Annotated in this window: 1 protein-coding gene; it reads left to right on the top strand. The window is 74.1% G+C overall.

All coding sequences use genetic code 11. The features are described 5' to 3' along the window. On the top strand, window positions 1–8,524 hold an 8,524-nt coding region (locus tag BFF77_RS09475), incomplete at both ends, for a type I polyketide synthase (RefSeq protein WP_141698400.1).

Below are 8,524 nucleotides of genomic sequence, written 5' to 3'. Positions count from 1 at the left end.
TTCCTTCGCGGTGATGGTGTCGCTGGCGGAGGTGTGGCGTTCCTGCGGGGTGGAGCCCGACGCGGTCGTCGGTCACTCGCAGGGTGAGATCGCGGCTGCTGTGGTGTCGGGTGCGTTGTCGCTCCAGGACGGTGCGCGGGTGGTGGCGTTGCGGAGTCAGGCGATCGGTCGTCGTCTGGCCGGGCATGGCGGGATGATGTCGGTGCCGCTGCCGGTGGCCGAGATGGAGGGCCGGCTTGAGGCGTGGCCCGGCCGGATCTCCGTTGCCGCCGTCAACGGTCCGCGTTCCGTGGTGGTCTCCGGTGATCCCGAGGCGCTGGACGGGCTGTTCGCCGAACTGTCGGGCGAGGGGATCCGGGTTCGTCGTGTCGCGGTGGACTACGCGTCGCATTCCGCGCAGGTGGAGGGTTTGCGCGAGGAGCTTCTCGATGCGCTGGGTCCGGTGCGTCCCCGTAGGGCCGAAGTGCCTTTCTTCTCGACGGTGACGGGGGGCTGGTTGGACACGGAGGAGATGGGGGCGGAGTACTGGTTCCGCAATCTGCGGCAGCGCGTGCTCTTCGCCGACGGGATCCGTGAGCTGCTGGGCGCGGGCCACCGGAAGTTCGTGGAGGTCAGTTCGCATCCCGTACTGACCATGCCGGTACAGGACATGATCGACGAGACCGCGGAGCCGGGCGTCGTCGGCGGAACGCTCCGTCGCGACCAGGGCGGCCTCTCGCGCCTCGTACTGTCCGCCGCCGAACTGTTCGTACGCGGGGTGGAGGTCGACTGGCGCGTCCTCTTCGCGGACACCGGCGCCCGGCGCGTGGATCTGCCCACCTATGCCTTCCAGCGCGAACAGCTCTGGGCCGTACCGCCCGTACCGGACCGGGCGCTCGCGGCGGATCCCCTGGACGCGGAGTTCTGGACGGCGGTGGAGGAGGAGGACCTGTCCGCGCTGACCTCCGCCCTGGGCACCGACGAGGACTCGGTGGCGGCCGTGCTGCCCGCGCTCTCCTCCTGGCGCAGGTCACGCCGGGACCGCTCCACCGTCGACTCCTGGCGCTACCGGGAATCCTGGACACCGGTCGGCACGGTCCCTGCGGCACCGCTGTCCGGAGTCTGGCTGGTGGTCTCCGCCGAGGCCCACGACGACAGCGACGTCGTCGGAGCCCTGAGCGGCCATGGCGCCGAGGTACGACGGCTCGTCCTGGGCGAGTCGTCCACGGACCGCGAGGCCCTCGCCGCGCTGCTGGCCGAGCACGCCGGACGGCACGGGAGCGGCTCGACCGACGGGACCGGCCGAGCCGATGAGGCCGGCCGGACAGAGGAGGCCGGTCGTACGGAGGAGGCCGGGCGGACGGAGGAGATCGGCGGCTCCGGTGGGAGCGCCGGGCTCGCGGGCTTCTCCGGGATCGTCTCGACACTCGCCGCCGCCGAGAACCCGTCAGCACGCCATCCCGGCCTGACCCTCGGGCTGGCGCTGACCGTCTCGCTCGTCCAGGCGCTGGGCGACGCGGGAATCGACGCGCCGCTGTGGTTCCTGACCCGGGGCGCGGTCTCCACCGGCCGCTCCGACACGCTCGTCTCGCCCGTCCAGGCACAGATCGCCGGCGTGGGCTGGACCACGGCCCTGGAGCACCCCGGGCGCTGGGGCGGTGTCATCGATCTGCCCGCCACCGTCGACCAGCGGGCGGCCGGGCGGCTCGTGTCGGCCCTCGCCGGCGCGCTCGGCGAGGAGGACCAGCTCGCCGTCCGGCCCTCGGGGGTGTTCACCCGCCGTATCGTGCGTGCCGCGGCCGGCGACCGTGCGCCCGCCCGCGACTGGAGCCCTCGCGGCACCACGCTCGTCACCGGTGGTTCGGGCACGCTCGCGCCGCATCTGGCACGCTGGCTGGCCGCGCGGGGCGCCGGACATCTGGTGCTGATGAGCCGCCGGGGCATGGACGCCCCGGGCGCGGCCGAACTCGTCGCCGAACTGGCCGAGTCGGGCACCGAGGCGACCGTCGCCGCCTGCGATGTGACCGACCGCGACGCCGTCGCCGCGCTGCTGGCCGCGCTCAGGGCCGAGGGCCGCACCGTACGCACCGTCGTGCACACCGCCGCGCTGATCGAGCTCCACACGCTGGCCGAGACGGATCTCGACGCCTTCGCCCGGGTCATGCACGCCAAGGTGACCGGTGCCCAGGTGCTCGACGAACTCCTCGACGACGACGAACTGGACGACTTCGTCCTCTACTCGTCCACCGCCGGGATGTGGGGCAGCGGCGCGCACGCCGCCTATGTGGCGGGCAACGCCCATCTCGCCGCGCTCGCCGCCCACCGCCGGGCCCGCGGGCTGCCCGCTCTCTCCCTCTCCTGGGGCATCTGGGCCGACGATCTCCACCTCGGCCGGGTCGATCCGGGAACGATCCGGCGCAGCGGGCTGGAGTTCATGGCCCCGCAGCTCGCGCTCGGCGGACTCGAGCGCGCCCTGGACGACGAGGAGACCGCCGTCGCGGTCGCCGACATCGACTGGGAGACCTACTACCCCGTCTTCACCTCCGGGCGTGCGAGCACGCTCTTCGCCGAGGTGCCGGAGGTACGGAGGATCACCGAGGCCGCCGAACGGTCCACCGGCACCGTCGCCGAGGGCGCGTTCATGACCCGGCTGCGCGCGCTCCCGCCGGCCGAGCAAGGGCGGCTGCTGCTGGAGACGGTCCGTACCGAGGCCATGGCCGTCCTGGGCCTCTCGTCGCCCGACGCCCTGCCGGACCAGCGCGCCTTCCGCGAGGTCGGTTTCGACTCGCTCACGGCGGTCGGGCTGCGCAACCGTCTCGCGTCCGTCACCGGACTGACGCTCCCGACGACCATGGTCTTCGACCATCCCAGTCCCGCCGCGCTGGCCGCCTTCCTCGGGAACGAGATGGCGGGCGCCCGTACGGTGACCGCGGGACCGGCGACCGCCGCGCTCTCCGCCACCGACGACGACCCGGTCGCCGTCATCGGTATGAGCTGCCGCTATCCCGGCGGAGTCGCCTCGGCCGAGGAGCTCTGGCGGCTCGTCAGGGAGGGCGGCGACGCCATCTCCGGCTTTCCCGCCGACCGGGGCTGGGACGCCGAAGCGCTCTACGACCCGGATCCCGACCGGCAGGGCAGGACCTACTCCGTCCAGGGCGGATTCCTCCACGACGTCGCCGACTTCGACCCCGGGTTCTTCGGGATCTCGCCGCGCGAGGCGGTCTCCATGGATCCGCAGCAGCGGCTGCTGCTGGAGACGGCCTGGGAGGCATTCGAGCACGCCGGGATCGATCCGGTGAGCCGACGCGGCAGCATGACCGGCACCTTCGTGGGCGCCAGCTACCAGGACTACGCCTCCGCCGTGCCCGGCGCGGCCGAGGGCTCCGAGGGCCACGCGATCACCGGCACGCTCTCCAGCGTGCTCTCCGGCCGGGTGTCGTACCTCTTCGGCTTCGAGGGCCCGGCCGTCACGCTCGACACCGCCTGCTCGTCCTCGCTCGTCGCGATGCATCTCGCCTGCCAGTCGCTGCGCAACGGTGAGAGCACCCTCGCGCTCGCCGGCGGAGTGAGCATCATGTCCACCCCGCTCTCCTTCGTCGGCTTCAGCAGGCAGCGGGCGCTCGCGGCCGACGGCCGCTGCAAGGCGTACGCCGACGGCGCCGACGGAATGACACTCGCCGAGGGCGTCGGTCTCGTCCTGCTCGAACGGCTCTCCGACGCCAGGCGCAACGGTCATCACGTACTGGCCGTGGTGCGCGGCAGCGCCGTCAACCAGGACGGCGCGTCCAACGGACTCACCGCGCCCAACGGCCCGTCCCAGCAACGGGTCATCCGCCAGGCCCTCGCCAACGCGGGACTCCGTCCGGCCGAGATCGACGTCGTCGAGGGCCATGGCACCGGCACCGCGCTGGGTGACCCGATCGAGGCCCAGGCCCTGCTCACCACCTACGGCCAGGACAGGGACCCCGCGCGGCCGCTGCTCCTCGGCTCGGTCAAGTCCAACATCGGGCACACCCAGATGGCCTCCGGCGCCGCGAGCGTGATCAAGATGGTCATGGCGCTCCAGCAGGGCGTCGTGCCCAGGACGCTCCATGCCGACACCCCGTCCTCGCATGTCGACTGGTCCTCGGGGGCCGTCGATCTGCTGACCGAGGAGACCGACTGGCCGGCCACCGGCCGTCCCCGGCGCGGCGCCGTCTCCTCGTTCGGCATCAGCGGCACCAATGTGCACACCATCCTCGAACAGGCGCCTGCCGAGGAGCCCGCGCCGGAGCCCGCCGACTCCCGCGAACCCGCAACGGAGGCCGCGACGGACGCCGCGCCCGACACCGTGCCCGTACTGGTCTCGGCCCGGAGCGAGGCGGCGCTGCGCGCCCAGGCGGGCCGGCTGCTCGCCCTGGTGGAGGAGCGGCCCGGGATCCAGCTCACCGATCTCGCCTTCTCCCTGGCCACCTCGCGGGCGAGCCTGGAGCACCGCGCGGCCGTCGTGGCGCGGGAGCGCGGCGAACTGCTGCGCGGTCTGCTGGCCCTGCGCGACGGACTGCCGGGACCGGGCGTGCTGCGGGGCGGCGGCACGGGCCGTGGCCGTACGGCGTTCCTGTTCACCGGACAGGGCAGCCAGCGCGTGGGCATGGGACAGGAGCTGTACGGGCGCTTCCCCGCTTTCGCGGACGCGCTCGACGCCGTGCTGGCCCATATGGACGGTGAGCTGGACCGGCCGCTGCGCGAGATCCTGTTCGCCGCCGAGGGCTCGCCGGAGGGCGCCCTGCTCGACCGGACCGGCTACGCGCAGCCCGCGCTGTTCGCCGTCGAGGTCGCGCTGTTCCGGCTCGCCGAGTCCTGGGGCATCACGCCCGACTATCTGGCCGGGCACTCCATCGGTGAGCTCGCCGCCGCGCACGCCGCGGGTGTGCTCTCCCTGCCGGACGCGTGCGCCCTGGTGGCCGCGCGCGGCCGGCTGATGCAGGCCCTGCCCGGGGGCGGCGCGATGGTCTCCCTCCAGGCCGCCGAGGACGAGGTCCTGCCGCTGCTCGCGGAAGCGGACGGCACCGGGGGCACGGTCTCGATCGCGGCCGTCAACGGGCCCTCCTCGGTGGTGGTCGCCGGGAGCGAGGACGCCGTCCTCGCCCTCGCCGCGTCCTTCGAGGCCGAGGGGCGCAAGGTCGGGCGGCTGCGGGTGAGCCATGCCTTCCACTCCCCGCTGATGGACCCGATGCTGGAGGACTTCGCCCGGGTGGCGCGGAGTCTCACGTACCGTCCGCCGGTCATCCCGCTCGTCTCCCATGTGACCGGCACGCTCGCCACCGACGACCAGGTGTGCTCCCCGGAGTACTGGGTCCGCCATGTCCGGGACACCGTCCGCTTCGCCGACGGGATCGGCTGGCTCTCCGCCCAGGGCGGCGTCAGGACCTTCCTGGAACTCGGCCCGGACGGGGTGCTCTGCGGCATGGCACGCGACAGCCTCGCCGAGGAGCCCCGTACGGTCCTGCTGCCGCTCCTGCGCGGTGACCGCCCGGAGGCAGCGGCGCTCGTCACCGCGCTGGCGGGTGCGCGGGTGAACGGCATGGAACTGGACTGGCGCGCGTACTTCGCCGACAGCGGAGCGCGCCGGATCGCCCTGCCCACCTATGCCTTCCAGCGTGAGCGCTACTGGCCCGAGGCTCCGGCCGGCGCGGCCCCGGGCGCGCAGGGCGCCGCCGGCGCGGTGGACGCCGAGTTCTGGTCGGCCGTCGAGCGCGACGATGTGACGGCGCTCGCCGCCTCGCTCGGGCTGGACGAATCCACCGTCACCGCGATGGTCCCCGCCCTCGGCGCGTGGCGCCGCCGCCGCGGCGAGCAGTCCGCCGTGGACGCCTGGCGCTACAAGGTCGCCTGGAAACCGCGGACCGGCTCCACCGCGCCCGCCGCGCTCTTCGGACGCTGGCTCGTGCTGACACCGGCCCGTACGCAGGACGCGGCCTGGTCCGCCGAGGTCGTCGCCGCCCTCGGCGCGCCGACCGTCCTGGTCGAGGTCACCGGGACCGACCGGGCCGAACTGGCCGCCCGGCTCACGGAAGGTCGCGCCGGGGACGGCGGGTTCACCGGTGTGCTGTCCCTGCTGGCGCTCGTGGGCCCGGACGGCGGGGTCCGCCCCGAGGTGCCCGCCGCCCTCACCCTGACCACCGTCGCCGTGCAGGCGCTCGGCGACGCGGGGATCGACGCGCCGCTGTGGAACGTCACCCGTGGCGCGGTCTCCGTCGGCCGCTCCGAGCACGTGACCGGCCTCGACCAGGCCGCCGTCTGGGGACTCGGCCGTACCGTCGCCCTCGAACAGCCCGGCCGCTGGGGCGGCTGCGTCGACCTGCCCGAGCGGCTCGACGGCCAGGCCGCCCGCCGCTTCAGGAGCGTCCTCGCCGGTACGGACGGTGAGAGCGAGACGGCCGTACGCGCCTCCGGGGTCTTCGTACGGCGCCTCGCCCACAGCCCTGCCGGAGCGGACGGGGCGGACGGCCCGCCGCGGCCGTTCGACCGGGCGGGCACCGTCCTGATCACCGGTGGCACCGGCGCGCTCGGCGGGCATGTGGCCCGCGGGCTCGCCCGCGAGGGCGCCCGCCATCTGCTGCTCGCCGCCCGACGCGGCGAGAACGCTCCCGGCGCGCCGGAACTCCGCGCCGAACTGGAGGAACTGGGCGCCCGGGTCACCATCGCCGCCTGCGATGTGGCCGACCGCGACGCGCTGGCCGCCCTGCTCACCGCCGTCCCCGAGGACGCGCCGCTCACCGCGGTGATCCACACGGCCGGCGTGGTCGAGGACACCACCGTCGACGCGCTGACCCCGGACGGTTTCACCGCCGTCCTGCGCTCCAAGGTGGTCGCGGCCCACCATCTCCATGAGCTGACCGCCGAGCTGGATCTCTCGGCGTTCGTGCTCTTCTCCTCGACCGCCGGTGTCATCGGCGCGGCGGGACAGGGCAACTACGCCGCCGCCAACGCCTGTCTGGACGCGCTCGCCGAGTACCGGCGCGCCCATGGCCTCACCGCGCTCTCCGTCGCCTGGGGCCCCTGGGCCGGATCCGGCATGGCCGCCGACGCCACCGGGATCGAGAGCCGCGTACGGCGCGGCGGATTCGAGCCGCTCGCGCCGGAACCCGCCGTCCGCGCGCTGCTCCGGGCGGTCGAGCACGACGACACCACCCTCGCGATCGCCGACATCGACTGGGGCCGCTTCCTGCCCGCCTTCGCCGCGAGCCGCCCGCTGCCGCTCGTCGGCGACCTGCCAGAGGTACGGCGCTCCGCCGCGCCCGCCGGCGCCGGCGCGGGAGAACCCGAACTGCGGCGCCGGCTCGCGGAGTTGCCCGAGGCCGAACGCGCCGGACATGTGCTCGGCCTGCTGCGCGCCCAGGTGGCCGCCGTGCTCGGCCACTCCGACGAGCGGAACATCGAGGACGACCGGGCCTTCCGCGATCTGGGCTTCGACTCGCTGACCACGCTCGAACTCCGCAACGCGCTCGCCGCCCTGACCGGGCTGAGCCTGCCCGCCTCGCTCGTCTACGATCTGCCGACACCGCGCGAGCTGGCGGACTTCCTGCTGGCCGAACTGCTCGGCACACTGCCCCGGACGGCGGCGCCCGTCGCGGCGGCCCGTGCCTCGGACGACGACCCGATCGCCGTCGTCGGCATGAGCTGCCGCTTCCCCGGCGGGGCCGACTCGCCGGAGGAGCTGTGGAAGCTGCTCACCGAGGGCCGGGACGGCATCACCGCGTTTCCGGCCGACCGAGGCTGGGACATCGAGGCACTCGGCGCGGGCGCCTCGGACACACTCCAGGGCGGATTCCTCACCGGGGTCGCCGACTTCGACGCCCGCTTCTTCGGGATCTCACCACGTGAGGCCCTCGCCATGGACCCGCAGCAGCGGCTGCTGCTGGAGACCACCTGGGAGGCGCTGGAGCGGGCCGGGATCGACCCGTCGGGGCTGCGCGGCTCCACCACCGGCGTGTTCGTCGGCACCAACGGCCAGGACTACGTCGACGTACTGCGCCGCTCCGCCACCGACGTACGGGGATACGCGGCCACCGGCAACACCGCGAGCGTCATGTCCGGCCGGCTCTCCTACGCGCTCGGACTGGAAGGCCCGGCGGTCACCGTCGACACCGCCTGCTCGTCCTCGCTGGTGGCCCTGCACTGGGCCGGCCGGGCGCTGCGCGCCGGGGAGTGCTCCCTGGTGATCGCGGGCGGAGTCTCCGTGATGTCCAGCCCCGATTCCTTCGTGGAGTTCTCCGCCCAGGGCGGTCTCGCTCCCGACGGCCGGTGCAAGGCATTCTCCGACGGCGCCGACGGCACCGCCTGGTCCGAGGGCGTCGGCGTCCTGGTGCTGGAACGGCTCTCCGACGCCGTGCGCAACGGCCACGAGGTCCGGGGCATCATCCGCGCCACAGCCGTCAACCAGGACGGCGCCTCCAACGGGCTCACCGCGCCGAACGGCCCCTCGCAGCAGCGGGTGATCCGGCAGGCACTCGCCGAGGCGGGACTGACACCCGCCGAGGTGGACGCCGTGGAGGCGCACGGC

Origin of the sequence: Streptomyces lushanensis (genome assembly GCF_001700515.1) — a bacterium.
Taxonomy (GTDB): domain Bacteria; phylum Actinomycetota; class Actinomycetes; order Streptomycetales; family Streptomycetaceae; genus Streptomyces; species Streptomyces lushanensis.
Note: the sequence above shows the minus strand (reverse complement) of the source record. Positions and strands in the feature narration are given on the sequence as shown.